This window comes from Pseudomonas sp. GW823-FHT04A03 (assembly GCF_058796615.1).
Map to the genome: position 1 here is coordinate 16,067 of NZ_JBXAIV010000020.1, position 15,370 is coordinate 31,436.

The window sequence follows — 15,370 nt, forward strand, 5'->3', positions numbered from 1 at the left end:
GCCCGGACGGACGAGCGCCGTTGTGTCGCCTAAGGACTTACTGGGTGACCAGCTCGACCGGCGTTTCGATCACGCCGTTCGCACCACTGTCGACTTTCTCGCCCTTGATGATTTTCAGCGCGGTCTCGATGCCAAACACCGCTTGCTTGGCGGCGTACTGGTCGGCAGTCGCCAGAACGCGGCCGTCCTTCAGCATCGGTTTGATGGCATTGATGTTGTCGTAACCGACAACCTTCACCTGACCGGCCTTGCCTGCAGCGCGCACGGCGGAAACGGCGCCCACGGCCATGCTGTCGTTACCGGCCAGCAGCGCCTTGACGTCCGGGTATTCGCTGAGAATCGAAGCGGCCACCTTGTTGCCCTTGTCGATTTCCCAATCGCCGGACTGCAGGGAGACAACCTTGATCTGCGCAGCCTCCATCGCATCCTTGAAGCCAGCGGTACGTTGCTGGGCGTTGGTCGTCGTGGAGACGCCTTCAATGATGCCGACTTCGTCACCGGCCTTCAGTTGCTTGGCCAGATACTCGCCCACCAGACGCGCGCCTTTGCGGTTGTCCGGGCCTACGAACGGCACGCTGATGTTCTTGCTTTTGATCACAGTCGGATCGAGCTGGTTATCGATGTTGATCACGGTGATACCGGCATCGACGGCTTTCTTGATCACCGGCACCATCGCCTTGGAATCAGACGGTGCGATGACCAGCGCGTTAACCTTCGCCAGAATCATCTGCTCGACGATGCGCGTCTGCCCCGCCGTGTCGGTTTCGTCCTTGATGCCGTTGGAGATCAGGTCGAAATCGGCGGAATGTTCTTTCTGGTAGGCCTTGGCGCCGTCTTCCATGGTCAGGAAGAATTCATTGGCCAGGGATTTCATGACCAGGGCGACTTTGGGTTTTTCAGGGGATTCGGCGAAAGCCGAAGAGACAGGCAGTGCGGCGGATGCGGCAGCCAGCATGGCGACAGCAAGAAGACGTCCAGCGAATGGCAGCTTCATGGGTTCACTCCGATCTTATGATTATTGTGAGCAACGCTTGCGCTGGCGTAAGCTCGCTGCACCCCACGACAAATTCAATCCATCGCGAAGGCCGCGCAAACGTTTGCGTAGACCGAACTATGCGAATCACGCCGCCATTTGTCAACAATCAGAAATCGGTATTGCGTTGCGGGGCGAATCCATCGATCCGCCCCTTGAGTGCTCAAGCCGTGGTGTTGACCACGTTACCGGCAGAAGAACCCTTCGACATTTCCTTGACCAGTGCAGCCGAGACTTCCAGCAGCGCACCGCTGGTTTGAGCGATCTGCCCCTGGATGGACATCACCGCTTGCGACTTGGCTTCGGGCGTTGGGTAACTCGCAGCTTGAGCGGCAGCCAGTTGCTGTTGCTGCTCCTGAAGCTGCTTCTGCAGTTCCTGCATCCGTTTCAGCAGCGTCTTGATAGTGACGCTCAGATTGTCACCGCCTTCAGCCTCGCTCGCGCTTGCTTCCTGGGCAGGACCACCGGTTCTGACCTGATTGGTTTCAACCTTCTCGGTACCCAGTGCCTCGGCGGACGCATCGGCCTCAGCTTCATTCATTGCATTGATCGTCGCTGCAGTTTTGCCGCCGATCGTGACCGAACCGGGATTTGAAAAACCGATCGTCAGTGACATGTGAACTCCCTAAATTTCAGTGTCCTTTAGCACGCATCGGCCTGCGTGACGGTTTCTTTAGCAGAAAACTCAAAACCGGCAACCTGATTGCATCGACAGATGCAGTAGTCCTTTTCGGAGAGCCGAACATGAAAGCATCCAGTGTTCGGAATACCGGATAGACGATTCAAACAAGACATCTTTGACTTATAAAATATTGATATAAATCATAAAGTTAAATACTTCTCTCAAGCACAGTACGACTGGTACAGATCCTGCTCCCTCCCTGCACCCCTGGCATTCAGATCGGCCCGGGGCGCATCTAGATGAACCTGCATCAGCACCGTCTCACTACTAGAGAGAAAAATAATGACATCTGCTTTGAAGAGTTTCGTTCCGGGCGCTTTGGCCCTCCTCCTGCTCCTGCCAACCGCCCTCCAGGCAAAAGAAGCTGAAACCCAGGCCAAGCTGGCCAACGTAGTGGTACTGGCCACCGGCGGCACCATTGCCGGCGCGGGCGCAAGCGCAGCCAACAGCGCGACCTATCAGGCTGCGAAAGTGGGCATCGAACAATTGATCGCCGGCATTCCCGAGCTAAGTACGCTGGCCAATGTGCGCGGCGAACAGGTCATGCAAATCGCCTCGGAAAGCATCACCAACGAAAACCTCCTGCAACTGGGTCGTCGTGTTTCCGAACTGGCCGACAGCAAAGACGTCGATGGCATCGTCATCACCCACGGCACCGACACCCTGGAGGAGACCGCGTACTTCCTGAACCTGGTGGAAAAAACCGACAAGCCGATCATCGTCGTCGGCTCCATGCGCCCAGGCACCGCCATGTCGGCGGACGGCATGCTGAACCTGTATAACGCCGTGGCTGTCGCCAGCAGCAAAGAAGCTCGCGGCAAAGGCGTACTGGTGACCCTGAACGATGAAATCCAGTCGGGTCGCGATGTCAGCAAGATGATCAACATCAAGACCGAAGCCTTCAAAAGCGCCTGGGGCCCGCTCGGCATGGTGGTAGAAGGCAAATCCTACTGGTTCCGCCTGCCAGCAAAGCGCCACACCATGGATTCGGAATTCGACATCAAAAACATCAAGAGCCTTCCTGATGTAGAAATCGCCTATTCCTACGGCAATGTCAGCGACACGGCCTACAAGGCCCTCGCCCAGTCCGGCGCCAAGGCGATCATCCATGCCGGTACCGGCAACGGTTCGGTTTCCTCCCGCGTGGTTCCGACCCTGCAAGCACTGCGCAAGGACGGCGTGCAGATCATTCGCTCGTCGCACGTCAATGCCGGTGGTTTCGTTCTGCGCAACGCCGAACAACCTGACGACAAATACGACTGGGTGGTTGCTCACGACCTGAACCCGCAAAAAGCCCGCATCCTGGCCATGGTCGCACTGACCAAGACCAACGACAGCAAAGAGCTGCAACGGATGTTCTGGGAATACTGATTTGCCCTCGCCCGATCTTTTCCTGATCGGGCACTGACTTCCCCCTTCGTCAACTTGACGGAGGGGGAAGGTCCCGCCTCCCCCAAAGAAAAATTTCATCTGCGTGACATCAAAACCGGAAAACCGCTGTCAGAGGATTTTCTTGAATTTTAAGCAGTTGCGAAAATGCCTACAGTTAAATACTGTATGCACGTACAGCTTAATAAGGATAACCTCGTGGCCACTTCCCCTGATGCTCCTGACGCATACGAACGCATGGGCATGCGCGTTCAAAAAATCATCAACTCCCCCACCGCACAAAAAGCCAAAGCCGCACTGATCTTCCGCCTTCCGGACGAGCCGGCGGATGAGTGGGAGCGCTTGCTGGAAGAGATCGACGAGAACGACAACGTCACCCTCGCCTACCGCGACGATGGCGGCGTACAGATTTTCTGGGTTGTGCCGAAGGAAGATTGATTCAATGATTCTGCGTGTTGCTGCTGTGCTGTTGCTGTTTATTTCCCTGGGTGCGCAAGCTGGCGCACCGCGTACGTTCACCGAGGCCAAGAAGGTCGCCTGGAAGCTGTACGCTCCTCAATCCACCGAGTTCTATTGCGGGTGCAAATACACCGGCAACAAGGTTGATCTGGCCGCCTGCGGTTATGTTCCACGCAAGAACGCCAAACGGGCGTCCCGCATCGAATGGGAGCACATCGTTCCGGCCTGGCAGTTCGGCCATCAGCGTCAATGCTGGCAAGAAGGCGGCCGCAAGAATTGCACACGCTACGACCCGAGCTATCAGAAAGCCGAAGCCGACCTGCACAACCTGGTTCCGAGCATCGGCGAGGTGAATGGCGACCGCAGCAATTTCAGCTACGGCTGGCTGCCGGTCGAAAAAGGTCAGTACGGCTCCTGCCTGACTCAGGTCGACTTCAAGGCGAAGAAGGTCATGCCCCGCCCTTCGATCCGCGGCATGATCGCCCGCACCTACTTTTACATGAGCAAACAATACGGCTTGCGCTTGTCGAAGCAGGATCGGCAACTGTACGAAGCCTGGGACAAGACTTATCCGGTGCAAGACTGGGAACGTCAGCGTAACCAGAGCGTGGCCTGCGTGATGGGACGCGGCAACGAATTTGTCGGCCCGGTGAACCTGAAAGCCTGCGGTTGATCGCCTGATCAAAAGAAAAGGCCTTGAGCGATAAGCTCAAGGCCTTTTTTGTGCTCAACCGCCGGACTTGTTGTAACGCCAGTAGCCCATCAGATTGAGTGATTCACGAGGGATACCGCGCTCCTTGATCAGGTATTTACGCAGGCTCATGACCGCAGCGGATTCTCCAGCGATCCAGCCATAGAACCCCTCGCTGGCCGTATCGGCGATCTCCCAAAGAATCTCTTCTTCGATGTCGACTTCCGCCAACTCGACCGCTTGCCCAACCGGCGATGCATCGACAGGCAACGTCGCCTGCCGCACGGCTTCCACCATCAACGTGCCGGCGGCTGCATGATCGCGGATCAGCCATTGCACCGAAAGCCCGGGCCAGTCAGGAACCGCCAGCATGTCCTCACGACTGTCGACTTCAAAAAACGCCTGGGTCTGCGGCGGCTCAGCCAGTGCCGCCAGTTCTTCCAGAATACCCATGGCGGCCGGCAAGGCGGTCGCATCGGCGACCAGCAGAAGTTGCTTGAGCGTCTGCGGCGGCTTCCATTCAAATCCCCCCGCCTCTTGTGCCGAGAATCGGTTGTCGGGGGCCAGAATCTGCATCGACTCGCCAGGTTGCGCTCGCAACGCCCAACGGGAGGCCGGGCCGGTTTCGCCGTGCAGGACAAAATCGATATCGACTTCACCTGACTCAGCGCGCAAATGACGGATGGTGTAGGTGCGCATCGCCGGGCGACGATCGATCAGCATCGAGCGGAAACGGGCGTACCACCCCTCGCCTTGAGAAAGCCTGGCGGGTGAGCCGTCGGCTGCCGGGAAAAACAGCTTCACTCGCTGATCCGGCGCCCAGGTTGCCATTTCGGTGACCGTCGGGCTGGCGAGCGTGATCCGCATGAGATGCGGGCTCAACTGCTGCTTGTGACGCAAAACAACGTCGAACAACTTGTAAGGATTGGCGGAGGCCATGCGGAGCTCCTTCTGGGTATCTTCAGTGACTCCTTGAAAAACGAATCACGGGGGACACCCTTTAGTCAGCTCCGCCGAACGGATCCTTATTGCTCCGCCGTGCGTTCGATCACCAGCGTTTCGATGTTCTGCTTCTTCGCCTTGACCAGCGCTGCATTCACATCCGCCTGGCGCGCCTCGGCGTCAGTCTTCGAATTGAAAGGGCCGAGCAGGATCCGGGTCTTGCCGCTGGCATCCTTGATGACACTGGCCACAAAGCCATGCTCGATCAACCAGCCGCTGAGGTCGCTGACGGCCTGAGGGGTTTCACCGCGCACTTCCAGATCCCACTGCGGTCCCACCGCAGCAGGCGCCGTTACCACCGCCGGTTTCGGCTTTTGCGCATCCACACTCTTGCCTTCGCCACATCCTGCCAATGCCAGTGCCGCGACTACCCAGACCAATTTGCGCACAACGCTTCCCTCTGAATTCTCAAAGCGGCGATCTTAACATTCGAGAATACTTTCCGAGCCCCGCAAATTGCGGCATAAAACTACGAGATTGATGCCGACAGCCCCTGTATAGTTACGCGCTGGGAATTAATGCCGCTGCTGCGCGTCAGAAAGAGGCACCCAAACTGTAAGACTTCGCACTAATCTATACGTACCACCGACCTCTGCACTGTCTGAATCAGGTGCCCTACAAAGCAATCAAGGAGAAGACCATGCTGATACTCACCCGCAAAGTCGGTGAAAGCATAAACATTGGTGATGACATCACGATCACCATTCTCGGCGTCAGCGGCCAGCAAGTTCGAATCGGCATCAATGCTCCGAAGAACGTTGCAGTGCACCGGGAAGAAATCTACCAGCGCATCCAGGCTGGCCTGACCGCTCCGGACAAGCCACAAACGCCCTGAGACCGATCGCAGTCAGTAGCCAGTTCGTTTGCCTGCGCGCAATGACTGGCTAAAGATTCAAGCGCCGTATTGCCATTCCCCCACCTCCCTGGTGACGGCGCGTGCCACGCCCCTTCCTGCCTCAACCCTTCTCGCAACCGATACTAACCGTCATTCCATGGGCTGGCTGTCGGACATTTCCGAATAGCGGCTGGGAATCTCGCCCGCCTAGCCAAATGTAACGCCACGCGCCATCCCGGTGGCTGCCACGACCATCAATATCAACAGCAACGCTTCGGCATGACTGATCCGCGCGAACACCTTTGCACGCCCTGTGACAGGGACAGCGCCACGCGCCTTGTCCACGCGCCACTTGATGAGGGTGATCATCGGCATGAGTTCCAGAAGCAGAATCAGCACAAACAGCGTCATCTTCAGATGGAACAGCGGCTGATGCAGGTAGTAGTCGGTTCCCTTCTCATAACCTCCAAAAGCCCGCATGCCACCGGTGACGAGCAACACCAGCGCCGAAAGCCCCCATAGATTGTCGGCAAGCAATACGCGCCCGACCTCACCCGAGCCGGACGCCAGGCGGCTGAAGGCGGTTCCACGCGTCAACACCGCCCAGAAGCCCATGGCAAACGCCAGTAAATGAATCGCTGCAAGAAACCAATGAACCAGCATCGATGAACTCCTGTCCGGCAGAGATGAAATCAGCCTGACAGTAGTAGTCGAAAAAGTGTGGGCTTGCCTGTCACCCTTCCCGGAAAACAGGAACGGGCGAGACGAGAGACGGGGCGAAGGTGCAGGAAAGGCAAATCGCGGGCAAAAAAAATCCCAAGCAGCTGATGGAAGCTTGGGATTTAAAAATGCATAAACCGTGGTGGTGAACGCGGGACGGATATTACTGATTTTTCCAGTATGTAACAACGTATTTTTGATAACCGGATGGTTAATAAAATCCGTAACCCATTAAATATCCACACTATTTAAAAGGTCGCTCGCGATGGTCGGCGACGAATGGATCATAATCCATCGCGATCAATACGCGCCTGGCTCAAGAACTTTACAAAAATGAGCTCGGGATCCCCCGGATCAAGATTCTCCACCCTGCCGCTGTGCTGATATCCAAGATTGGTCAGCAGCTGTCGCATCGGTGAGTTGGACGTATTGGTCGAAGTGAAGATCTTTTCTGCACAAGCATGTTGCTCCAGACCGTTCACGATCTGTCGCCCCACGCCGGAACGCCTGCTCGCACTGGAGACGATCACGAGAGGTATGAACCACTCTCCAAAAAAGCTTCGATCAAGACATCCGTAGCCGAGCGGAACGCCAGGATCATCCGTCTCGCAGACAACCCAGCACTCCTCTGCCCTGACAGCCCTCGTGATGTACTCGCGACGGTCGCAATCTTTTTCAGCAACAGAATCAATCTTCAACAGGTTTTCGATATCACCTGGACCGGCGCGCCTGAATTGGCGACTCATGAATACACCTCTGCAAATGTGCCGAAGTGTAGCTGCGGTCGACCAAACCGAAATTTTGCAAAGGTTCTGAAAATCGCAGACAACAAAAAAGGGCCCACCTTTCGGTGAGCCCTTCCAGACCGCCCAGCAGAGCGGATTTTGTTTGGTAGGCGCGATTGGACTCGAACCAACGACCCCCACCATGTCAAGGTGGTGCTCTAACCAACTGAGCTACGTGCCTGCTGTGAGGCGGCATTCTACGGAATTCCGGAGGGGTGTCAACACCTTTTTTTCACCTAACCCTATGAATATGCAAAATATTTAATTTCGACCCGCCGCAAGAAGATTTCCCGGTGGCTGGCGGAGGTTTTTCAACTGGGGTAGGATCGCTGCACTCGTAAAATATATTAAACAGAGGCTGCAGGATGGCGAACACCCCTTACCCAGAGTCTTATTACGCTGCGTCGGCCAACGCCGTACCACCACGCCCAGCCCTGCAGGATGACGTGGAGACGGATGTCTGTGTGATCGGTGCTGGTTATACGGGACTTTCCTCGGCCCTGTTCCTGCTGGAGAACGGGTTTCGCGTGACCATGCTGGAAGCCGCCAAGGTCGGCTTCGGTGCCTCGGGGCGCAATGGCGGGCAAATCGTCAACAGTTACAGCCGTGACATCGACGTGATCGAGCGCAGCGTTGGTCCGAAGCAGGCGCAACTGCTCGGGCAGATGGCGTTCGAGGGCGGCCGGATCATTCGTGAGCGCGTCAGCAAGTACAACATTCAGTGCGACCTGAAAGACGGTGGCGTATTCGCCGCCCTCACCGCCAAGCAAATGGGCCACCTGGAATCGCAGAAGCGCTTGTGGGAACGCTTCGGCCATACCCAACTGGAACTGCTCGATCAGCACCGCATCCGTGAAGTGGTCGCCTGCGATCAATACGTCGGCGGCATGCTCGACATGAGCGGCGGCCACATCCACCCGCTTAACCTGGCGCTGGGCGAAGCTGCCGCCGTGGAATCCCTGGGCGGCACCATCTACGAACAGTCACCAGCCGTGCGCATCGAACGCGGCGCCAACCCGGTTGTGCACACACCGCAGGGCAAGGTCCGCGCCAAATTCATCATCGTCGCCGGCAACGCCTACCTCGGCAATCTGGTGCCGGAACTGGCGGCCAAATCGATGCCATGCGGCACACAGGTCATCACCACCGAGCCACTGGGCGATGAGCTGGCGAAATCCCTGCTGCCGCAGGACTACTGCGTCGAAGACTGCAACTACCTGCTCGACTACTACCGCCTCACCGGCGACAAACGCCTGATCTTCGGCGGCGGCGTGGTGTATGGCGCTCGGGATCCGGCAAACATCGAAGCAATCATCCGCCCGAAAATGCTCAAGGCCTTCCCGCAGCTCAAGGACGTGAAGATCGACTACGCCTGGACCGGTAATTTCCTGCTGACCCTGTCGCGCCTGCCTCAGGTCGGACGCCTGGGCGACAACATCTATTACTCCCAGGGCTGCAGCGGCCACGGCGTGACTTACACGCATCTGGCCGGCAAGGTATTGGCCGAGGCACTGCGCGGACAAGCCGAGCGCTTCGATGCGTTCGCCGACCTGCCGCACTACCCGTTCCCCGGCGGGCAACTGCTGCGCACACCGTTCGCCGCGCTGGGCGCGTGGTACTACGGACTGCGCGACAAGCTCGGTTTCTGATGCGCGAAAAAAAAGGGCCGCTGAAAAGCGGCCCTTTTTACATTCAGCATGGATCAAAGCTGATCCCGCGCAATCCCGCTACGAATCCGCAGAATATCCGCGAGCACCGCCAAAGCAATTTCCGCCGGCGTCTTGCTGCCCAGGTTAAGGCCGATCGGCGCATGAATCCGCGCCAGTTCGCTTTCCCCCAGACCGCCAATCCGACGCAAACGCTCGAAGCGTTTCTGCGACGTCTGCTGCGAGCCCATTACGCCAATGTAGAACGCTTCGGTGCGCACCGCTTCCATCATCGCCAGATCGTCGATACGCGGATCGTGGGTCAACGCCACTACCGCCGTATCCCGGTGGCAACCGCCATCGGCGATGAACACCGACGGCAATTGCCGGCGGATCTCCACGCCATTGAGCACCACGCCCTCCAGCACCTCATCGCGCGGGTCGCAGAGAATTACTTCGAAGCCGAGACCGACAGCGAACTCCGCACAGGCCTGCGCCACGCTGGAATAGCCGGCCAGCAACAAACGCTGGGCGGCGCCGATGCGAATCCGTACCCGGTCGATTTCACGCTCGATCCGCGCACCCTGTTCGCGATCAGCAAACAGGCTGCACGCGCCCGTGGCCAGATCGACCTCGCGAATCAACCGGCGCTGCCCCAGCAACGCCGATTCGAGTTCACGCAGGTGCGCCTGCACATCGCAGCCGGCGTCAAATTTCTCTACCAGCACGTCGAGAATGCCGCCGCACGGCAGGCTGACCCGCGAACGTGGATCGTCACCTTCGCCATAACGCACGACATTGATCGCATCGAGAAACGCACCTTCGGCGACGCGCTCGAGAAAGTCTTCCTCGACGCAACCACCGGACAGCGACCCGATCCACTGTCCGCCGTCATTCACCGCCAGCAGTGAACCCGGCGCGCGCGGCGCCGAGCCGTAGGTGGTCAACACGGTGCAAAGCCAGATGCGCTGCCCCGCTGTCGACCACTCCAGCGCCCGCCGCACAACCTGCAGATCGAGATGCTGCATGATCAGTGCGCCTTATGCTCGATGGACGGGGCGTCAGCCTGAAGCTTCTGCACATCGCCGACCGCCAGCTCGGCCGACTGACCACCCCAACCCTGACGCAGGTAGTTCAGCAGATCGGTCAGCTGTTCAGCACTGAGCTTGTCGGCAAAACCCGGCATCGGCTGCATGTGTTCGAACCCGGCGAATTTCTGTTCGCCGATACCATCCTCGATCACTCGCAACAGGTTGCGTGGGTCTTCCAGACGCAGCGTGGTGTTGCCGCGCATGGCCACCGCGATGTGCGGTTTGCCCTCGCCACCGGCCGCGTGACAGCCGGCGCAGACGTTCAAGTATTCCTGACGGCCGCGTCGTGCGCTGGCACTGAGTTTATCCACCGGCACTTCGGTCAGCTCTTTCGCCGCCGGAGGCTTGTCGCCCAGCAGGAAAGTCGCCATCGCCGCCAGATCCGGATCATTCAGACCCTGAGTGCTGTTGTGGAACACCGGGAACATCTCGTTGAACATCGTCCCTTGGGCGCTCATGCCGTGCTTGAGGAACGTGCTCAGGTCCTGATGATTCCAGCCGCGTGCCGCCAGATCAGTGGCCAGCAGGCTCGGTGCCAGGTAGCCGTTGAGGATGCCGCCGGTCAGGCGCTTGTCCAACTGCATCGCGCCCGGCAGGCCGCGTGGCGTATGGCATTCGCCGCAATGGCCGAGCACTTCGACCATGTACTGGCCGCGTTTCCAGGCGTCGCTTTTGCCTTCGGCAGGCTCGAGCTTCAAGGCTTTGCCGTACATCATGTTCCAGCCGATCAAGCCCGGGCGCACGTTGAACGGAAAGCTCAGACTGGTCACCGGCGCTGCACGCTCGATTGGCTCGATGGTTTTCAGATACGCGTGAATCGCATCCGAATCCGCACGCGGCATCAAGTGATACGAGGTGTACGGCATCGCCGGATAGAGGTTCGCGCCGTCACGACGTTTGCCTTCAGTCAGCGCAGCGAAAAACTCGTCGTCGCTGTACAAACCGATGCCGTGCTCTTTGCTTGGAGTGATGTTGGTGCCGTAGATCGTGCCGAACGGCGACACGATCGGCAGGCCGCCAGCAAATGGCGCGCCGCCGGGCGCCGTGTGGCACGCCATGCAGTCGGCCACGCGGGCGAGGTATTCGCCGCGCTTGACCTGATCATCCGCGTGCACCGCCAACACAGGCGCAGCCAGCCCGACCGCCAGGGTCAGGCGGGTCAGTAATTGCTTCATGCTTAACCCTCCTTGACCAGGCCGAGATCGGTCAGCACGTTGCGGGTAGCGTTGTAGTAACGCACGTACCCGGTGCAGCGGCAGACGTGATGGCCGAGGCTGTCCTCGATGACTTGTTCCAGTTTGCTTTTGACGATTGGCTGGCGTTGCAGCTTTTCCACCAGCACGGTCGCGGCGTTGACGAAGCCCGGCGCGCAGTAGCTGCACTGGAAGGCGAATTCGTCGACGAAACGCTGCTGGATCGGGTTCAGCTCGGTGACCTGGCCTTGCTCGTCACGCTTGGCGTGGCCTTCGATGGTGCGGACTTTCTTGCCCTCGAAGTAATGCGCGCCGGTGATGCAGGTGCGCACTTCTTCGCTGGTGCCGTCCGGGTTGTCGACGATCACCACGCAGGCGTGGCAGATGCCCTGGCCGCAGCCCAGGCGCGAACCGGTGAGGTTCTTGTATTCGTGCAGGTAATCGATCATCGGCAGGTCATCAGGGATGTCCACCGGGCCGACGGATTGACCGTTGAGGGTCAGTTGAAGCGGACGGTTAGCCATTGAGGGCCTCCTTGATGCGCGCAGCAGTGATTGGCAGATCGCGAACACGTTTACCGATGGCATGGGCCACGGCGTTACCGATGGCGCCGACCACCGGGATCATCACCACTTCGGCGATGCCTTTGGACGGGTCGCTTGGCGACAGCGGCGGCAGGATTTCCGACGTCTGCTTCCACACCGCCACATGGCGCGCCATCGGCAGGCGATAACGGTTGAAGTTCCAGTCACCCTCCCCCGGCCCGCCTTCGTACAGCGGCATCTCTTCCATCAAGGCGTGACCGATGCCCATGGCGATCCCGCCTTCGAGCTGGCCACGAACCAGTTCTTCGACCAGCACCCGGCCGCATTCCAGCCACGAGTGATGGTTGAGCACTTCGACTTCTGCCGAACCTTTGTTGACCTTCAACTCGACCAGCGTTGCGACCGGGCTGTAGTAAGTCACGGCGGCGTTGTTCAACTGAACTACCGGATAGGCGATGTTCTGCCGATCCAGGAGGTGGAAACCGGCGCTGGTCATCTGCGCTTTCTTGGCTTTCGGCGCGCCGTCGCCGTACTTCACCGCCAGACCGTCGAGCGGCAGACGCTCGCGCACGCCGTCGATGCTGTATTCGGCTTCTGCCCAGCTCCAGCGGTTGAAACCGTGGACCGTGGCGCCGGTGACCAGACCGCGCTCGTGAGCACGCTTGGCCAGCTCTTCGAAGGTCAGTGGCTGCATGCCATTGGCGGTCAGTTTGCCGTCGACCCAATGCGCATCTTCGCGACGCACCACGTAAGGGTTGGCCTGGCCGCCGTAAGGGCCCTGACGCCAGATCTCCATCGCCGCCGGCCACAGACCGTGGTTGAACAACACGCGCGCCGCTTCACGGGTGGCGTGGCTGAAGTAATAGGCGGAGTTGGTCGCGGACGAGGCCGATGCCAGCTTGCCGACCCAGCGTGGGTTACGCAGGAAGTTGTCCTGCTCGGCCTGGCTCATGATGTAAGGGTTGCCGGCGGTAACCAGCTGCATTTCCTTCCATTCGGTCTCGCCGGTCTTCACGTCATGAGCCGCGCTGCCGAGGAAATCAGCCACTACCAACGCTTGCGAAGTGGACATGCCAGTACCGATCTCGATACCGATGTGACGCAGGGAAATGCGCCCGTCAGCGGTGAACTCGATGCTGGCCATCGGCGCTTCAGAACCGGTGCCGAAGTCTTTCTGACAAATGGCAAAACCAACGCCATACCAGTTGTCCGGATCTGCCGCTTCACGCTGTTTCTTGATTGCGTCGCGGTTTTTCCAGACTTCGTGCAGCGAAGCCTTGTCGAGAATCTCGTGCAGGCGCAGCGCACCGGCCGGGATCGCGCCCTGGGTGTTTTTCATCCCCGAGCGCAGCGCGTTCTTGCGGCGCAGATCGATGGCATCGACACCAAGGCGATCGGCGATTTCGTCGACCATCATTTCGGTGGAGGCCATGCTCTGCAGCGTGCCGTAACCGCGCATCGAACCCGCTTCAACGGCGCGGGAATGGTAAGCGGTGACCTGCAGATCGTTCTGCGGCATGTAGTAGATCGACTGCGCCGCAGTAGCGCCAACGGCGGCCACCGACGGGCTGTAGTTGATCCGACCGCCACCGTCGACGCTCATCTCGGCACGGAAAATCTTGAAGCTGTGATCGGTCTTGTCCACTGCCAACTGGTAACGGATGTCGAACGGGTGGCGCTTGATGCCGCTCTGGAATTGCTCGTAGCGGTCATTGGCCAGGCGAATCGGCACACCTGCGCCGTACAACGCCGCCAAGGCCGCGTAGTAGACGAAAATGTTGTGGTCCTTGGAACCGTAACCGACGGTGTAACCCGGGTGCATGTTCAGGTTGGCCAGGCCGAAACGCGACGGCCCGATCATCTTCGCGGTCTCGGTGGCGGTTTCCAGCGGACACTGAGTGGCGACGACGAAATGCAGGGTCTTGGTCGCCGGGTCGTACCAGCCGTTGCCGTTGTCCGGCTCCATCGCGGCAGGTTCGATCGACGGGGTTTTGTAGCGTTCGTCGAACACCAGCCAGTTGTCCGGCGGGGTGTCGATCTCTTTTTTCATGCGATCGGCGTAGAACAGGCCGCGCTCGGTCAGGTTGCCGTGCAGGTTCGGCTGGGAATTCCACACCGGACGACGGTTCTTCAGCATCGGGAACAGGATCGAGTCCTTGAGGCTGGCGAACTCGTCTTCGTCCGCCGACGTCGGGCCACCGACGCGCACGTAGCGGAAACTGCCATAGGGATCGCCTTCGTAGAACGGTACTTGCGCACCGTAACGAATCGCTTTGTCATTGAATTTGAGTTTGTTCTTGGCCTGACGGAAACGCTCGAAGTCGTTCCAGATCAGGATCGCAACCGGGTGGCCGATGAACATCGGCACTTTGCCTTCCGGCAGCAGCGGATCCGGTGCGTGCTCTTCAGGGAACACGATGCCGTCCTTGTCCAGGTCGGCGGCGGTAACGATACGATCAGGCTGCAGATCGGCGCCGAGCCACGACAGGTCGTAACCGTCGTAGATGCGGTCGGCCTTGATGGTTTTCAGCAACATGGCGTGGCCTTGCTGCTGGGGCCAGCCCGGCATGTCCTTGGAACGGATGTCGCGGGCAAACACTTTGCTGCCGCAGACCTTGGACAAGGCATCGTTACGCTGGCGCGCCTTGCCGTTATTACCGAGCCACTGCTCGGACGGCACGGTCACGCTGTTTTCCATCAAGGCAGCCAGCGCCTGACTGCTGAGCGGCGTGAGCGTAACGCTCACACCCGCCACCAGCCCGCCCTGAAGGAACGAGCGCCGGGATATTTCACGGTTGGACATGGATCATCCTCTGGGCGGTTATGGATCCGCCCTTCTGGTTATCTACTGGGAATCTCGAGTCTTGCAGAAGCCCTTTTTGGCTAAACAAAGGGCGTGATGACAGTGCAAAGCTGACCGAAAGGTTAACTTTAAAGGTTTCTGCGCTCGCAGCAAACAACCAGTTACAAAAATTTGACTAAAGAATCAAAAATCAATGCGGCATCGCATCGCAGCGACCCATGGACGCAGGCGCAGATTGCGCGACAGCATCGAACGAGCCACGGCTTGCGTTCGTCGCCGGCTACAAAGGAGGAATTGGGGAGAGGTCAAATTTCAGACACAAAAAACCCCGGTCTTTCGACCAGGGTCTTTGCTATCGAAGCCGAATCAACCAGAGGTTGGTTTCGGTGTTTCAAGGCGTTCAGTGGTCCTTGAAACAGATATGGCGCAGCGGACGGGACTCGAACCCGCGACCCCCGGCGTGACAGGCCGGTATTCTAACCGACTGAACTACCGC

General features: G+C 58.8%; 15 protein-coding genes and 1 tRNA gene. 5 read left to right on the forward strand and 11 right to left on the reverse strand.

Annotated elements, in window-relative coordinates; genetic code table 11:
* Positions 1-37: 37 nt before the first annotated feature.
* Both AC1Q9F_RS28080 and AC1Q9F_RS28085 read right to left on the reverse strand, forming a co-directional pair.
* The gene (locus AC1Q9F_RS28080; protein WP_492620807.1) at positions 38-994 is read right to left on the reverse strand and encodes a sugar ABC transporter substrate-binding protein; all 957 of its coding nucleotides are present in this window, start codon (positions 992-994) and stop codon (positions 38-40) included.
* A gap of 202 nt (positions 995-1,196) precedes the next feature.
* Positions 1,197-1,649 (reverse strand): hypothetical protein, encoded by a 453-nt coding sequence (locus AC1Q9F_RS28085; protein WP_179692051.1) that lies wholly within the window; start codon positions 1,647-1,649, stop codon positions 1,197-1,199.
* A gap of 348 nt (positions 1,650-1,997) precedes the next feature.
* On the opposite strand from AC1Q9F_RS28085, the gene AC1Q9F_RS28090 reads away from it, so the two are divergent.
* The 3 genes from AC1Q9F_RS28090 (at position 1,998) to AC1Q9F_RS28100 (ending at position 4,236) form a co-directional block, all read left to right on the forward strand.
* Entirely contained in the window at positions 1,998-3,086 is a 1,089-nt protein-coding gene (locus tag AC1Q9F_RS28090; RefSeq protein WP_007956004.1) for an asparaginase, read from the forward strand.
* Between the two features lie 186 nt (positions 3,087-3,272).
* Complete coding sequence (locus tag AC1Q9F_RS28095) at positions 3,273-3,542, forward strand: DUF1654 domain-containing protein (protein WP_371855269.1); 270 nt, start codon at positions 3,273-3,275, stop codon at positions 3,540-3,542.
* A 4-nt stretch (positions 3,543-3,546) separates the two neighbouring features.
* Positions 3,547-4,236: an endonuclease gene (locus tag AC1Q9F_RS28100; RefSeq protein WP_207985602.1), complete on the forward strand. Its 690-nt coding sequence runs from the start codon at positions 3,547-3,549 to the stop codon at positions 4,234-4,236.
* Between the two features lie 54 nt (positions 4,237-4,290).
* On the opposite strand, the gene AC1Q9F_RS28105 is transcribed toward AC1Q9F_RS28100, so the two are convergent.
* Positions 4,291-5,193, reverse strand: a complete 903-nt coding sequence (locus tag AC1Q9F_RS28105; RefSeq protein ID WP_207985601.1) for a siderophore-interacting protein — start codon at positions 5,191-5,193, stop codon at positions 4,291-4,293.
* Positions 5,194-5,279: 86 nt separating this feature from the next.
* Positions 5,280-5,645, reverse strand: a complete 366-nt coding sequence (locus AC1Q9F_RS28110; RefSeq protein ID WP_207985600.1) for an SPOR domain-containing protein — start codon at positions 5,643-5,645, stop codon at positions 5,280-5,282.
* 251 nt (positions 5,646-5,896) lie between these two features.
* Between AC1Q9F_RS28110 and csrA the strand changes: the two genes are divergently transcribed.
* On the forward strand, positions 5,897-6,091 hold the full coding sequence (gene csrA / locus AC1Q9F_RS28115; protein WP_003179932.1) for a carbon storage regulator CsrA: 195 nt from the start codon (positions 5,897-5,899) through the stop codon (positions 6,089-6,091).
* Positions 6,092-6,298: 207 nt separating this feature from the next.
* Here csrA and AC1Q9F_RS28120 read toward each other — a convergent pair whose 3' ends face one another.
* The 3 genes from AC1Q9F_RS28120 to AC1Q9F_RS28130 form a co-directional block, all read right to left on the reverse strand.
* Entirely contained in the window at positions 6,299-6,754 is a 456-nt protein-coding gene (locus AC1Q9F_RS28120) for a DUF2214 family protein (protein WP_207985599.1), read from the reverse strand.
* Positions 6,755-7,095: 341 nt separating this feature from the next.
* Entirely contained in the window at positions 7,096-7,557 is a 462-nt protein-coding gene (locus AC1Q9F_RS28125) for a GNAT family N-acetyltransferase (RefSeq protein ID WP_207985598.1), read from the reverse strand.
* A gap of 143 nt (positions 7,558-7,700) precedes the next feature.
* Positions 7,701-7,777: transfer RNA gene (locus AC1Q9F_RS28130), tRNA-Val, on the reverse strand.
* A gap of 184 nt (positions 7,778-7,961) precedes the next feature.
* Here AC1Q9F_RS28130 and AC1Q9F_RS28135 point away from each other — a divergent pair.
* Entirely contained in the window at positions 7,962-9,245 is a 1,284-nt protein-coding gene (locus AC1Q9F_RS28135) for an NAD(P)/FAD-dependent oxidoreductase (RefSeq protein ID WP_492620808.1), read from the forward strand.
* Positions 9,246-9,298: 53 nt separating this feature from the next.
* On the opposite strand, the gene AC1Q9F_RS28140 is transcribed toward AC1Q9F_RS28135, so the two are convergent.
* The 4 genes from AC1Q9F_RS28140 to AC1Q9F_RS28155 are packed head-to-tail and all read right to left on the reverse strand — an operon-like array spanning position 9,299 to position 14,874.
* The gene (locus tag AC1Q9F_RS28140; protein ID WP_492620809.1) at positions 9,299-10,270 is read right to left on the reverse strand and encodes an XdhC family protein; all 972 of its coding nucleotides are present in this window, start codon (positions 10,268-10,270) and stop codon (positions 9,299-9,301) included.
* Between the two features lie 2 nt (positions 10,271-10,272).
* Complete coding sequence (locus AC1Q9F_RS28145; RefSeq protein ID WP_492620810.1) at positions 10,273-11,508, reverse strand: c-type cytochrome; 1,236 nt, start codon at positions 11,506-11,508, stop codon at positions 10,273-10,275.
* Between the two features lie 2 nt (positions 11,509-11,510).
* Complete coding sequence (locus AC1Q9F_RS28150) at positions 11,511-12,050, reverse strand: (2Fe-2S)-binding protein (protein WP_007956473.1); 540 nt, start codon at positions 12,048-12,050, stop codon at positions 11,511-11,513.
* A complete protein-coding gene (locus AC1Q9F_RS28155) occupies positions 12,043-14,874 on the reverse strand; it encodes a xanthine dehydrogenase family protein molybdopterin-binding subunit (RefSeq protein WP_492620811.1) in 2,832 nt (943 codons plus the stop codon). The genes AC1Q9F_RS28150 and AC1Q9F_RS28155 overlap by 8 nt, the downstream gene beginning before the upstream one ends.
* Between the last annotated feature and the right edge of the window lie 496 nt (positions 14,875-15,370).

Excerpts from the sequence above, each read along its gene's own strand:
- AC1Q9F_RS28135 (WP_492620808.1), top strand. The coding sequence starts at position 7,962 with ATGGCGAACACCCCTTACCCAGAGTCTTATTACGCTGCGTCGGCCAAC.
- AC1Q9F_RS28155 (WP_492620811.1), bottom strand. The coding sequence starts at position 14,874 with ATGTCCAACCGTGAAATATCCCGGCGCTCGTTCCTTCAGGGCGGGCTG.
- AC1Q9F_RS28125 (WP_207985598.1), bottom strand. The coding sequence starts at position 7,557 with ATGAGTCGCCAATTCAGGCGCGCCGGTCCAGGTGATATCGAAAACCTG.
- AC1Q9F_RS28080 (WP_492620807.1), bottom strand. The coding sequence starts at position 994 with ATGAAGCTGCCATTCGCTGGACGTCTTCTTGCTGTCGCCATGCTGGCT.
- AC1Q9F_RS28145 (WP_492620810.1), bottom strand. The coding sequence starts at position 11,508 with ATGAAGCAATTACTGACCCGCCTGACCCTGGCGGTCGGGCTGGCTGCG.
- AC1Q9F_RS28085 (WP_179692051.1), bottom strand. The coding sequence starts at position 1,649 with ATGTCACTGACGATCGGTTTTTCAAATCCCGGTTCGGTCACGATCGGC.
- AC1Q9F_RS28100 (WP_207985602.1), top strand. The coding sequence starts at position 3,547 with ATGATTCTGCGTGTTGCTGCTGTGCTGTTGCTGTTTATTTCCCTGGGT.
- AC1Q9F_RS28090 (WP_007956004.1), top strand. The coding sequence starts at position 1,998 with ATGACATCTGCTTTGAAGAGTTTCGTTCCGGGCGCTTTGGCCCTCCTC.
- AC1Q9F_RS28150 (WP_007956473.1), bottom strand. The coding sequence starts at position 12,050 with ATGGCTAACCGTCCGCTTCAACTGACCCTCAACGGTCAATCCGTCGGC.
- AC1Q9F_RS28120 (WP_207985599.1), bottom strand. The coding sequence starts at position 6,754 with ATGCTGGTTCATTGGTTTCTTGCAGCGATTCATTTACTGGCGTTTGCC.
- csrA (WP_003179932.1), top strand. The coding sequence starts at position 5,897 with ATGCTGATACTCACCCGCAAAGTCGGTGAAAGCATAAACATTGGTGAT.
- AC1Q9F_RS28105 (WP_207985601.1), bottom strand. The coding sequence starts at position 5,193 with ATGGCCTCCGCCAATCCTTACAAGTTGTTCGACGTTGTTTTGCGTCAC.
- AC1Q9F_RS28140 (WP_492620809.1), bottom strand. The coding sequence starts at position 10,270 with ATGCAGCATCTCGATCTGCAGGTTGTGCGGCGGGCGCTGGAGTGGTCG.
- AC1Q9F_RS28095 (WP_371855269.1), top strand. The coding sequence starts at position 3,273 with ATGCACGTACAGCTTAATAAGGATAACCTCGTGGCCACTTCCCCTGAT.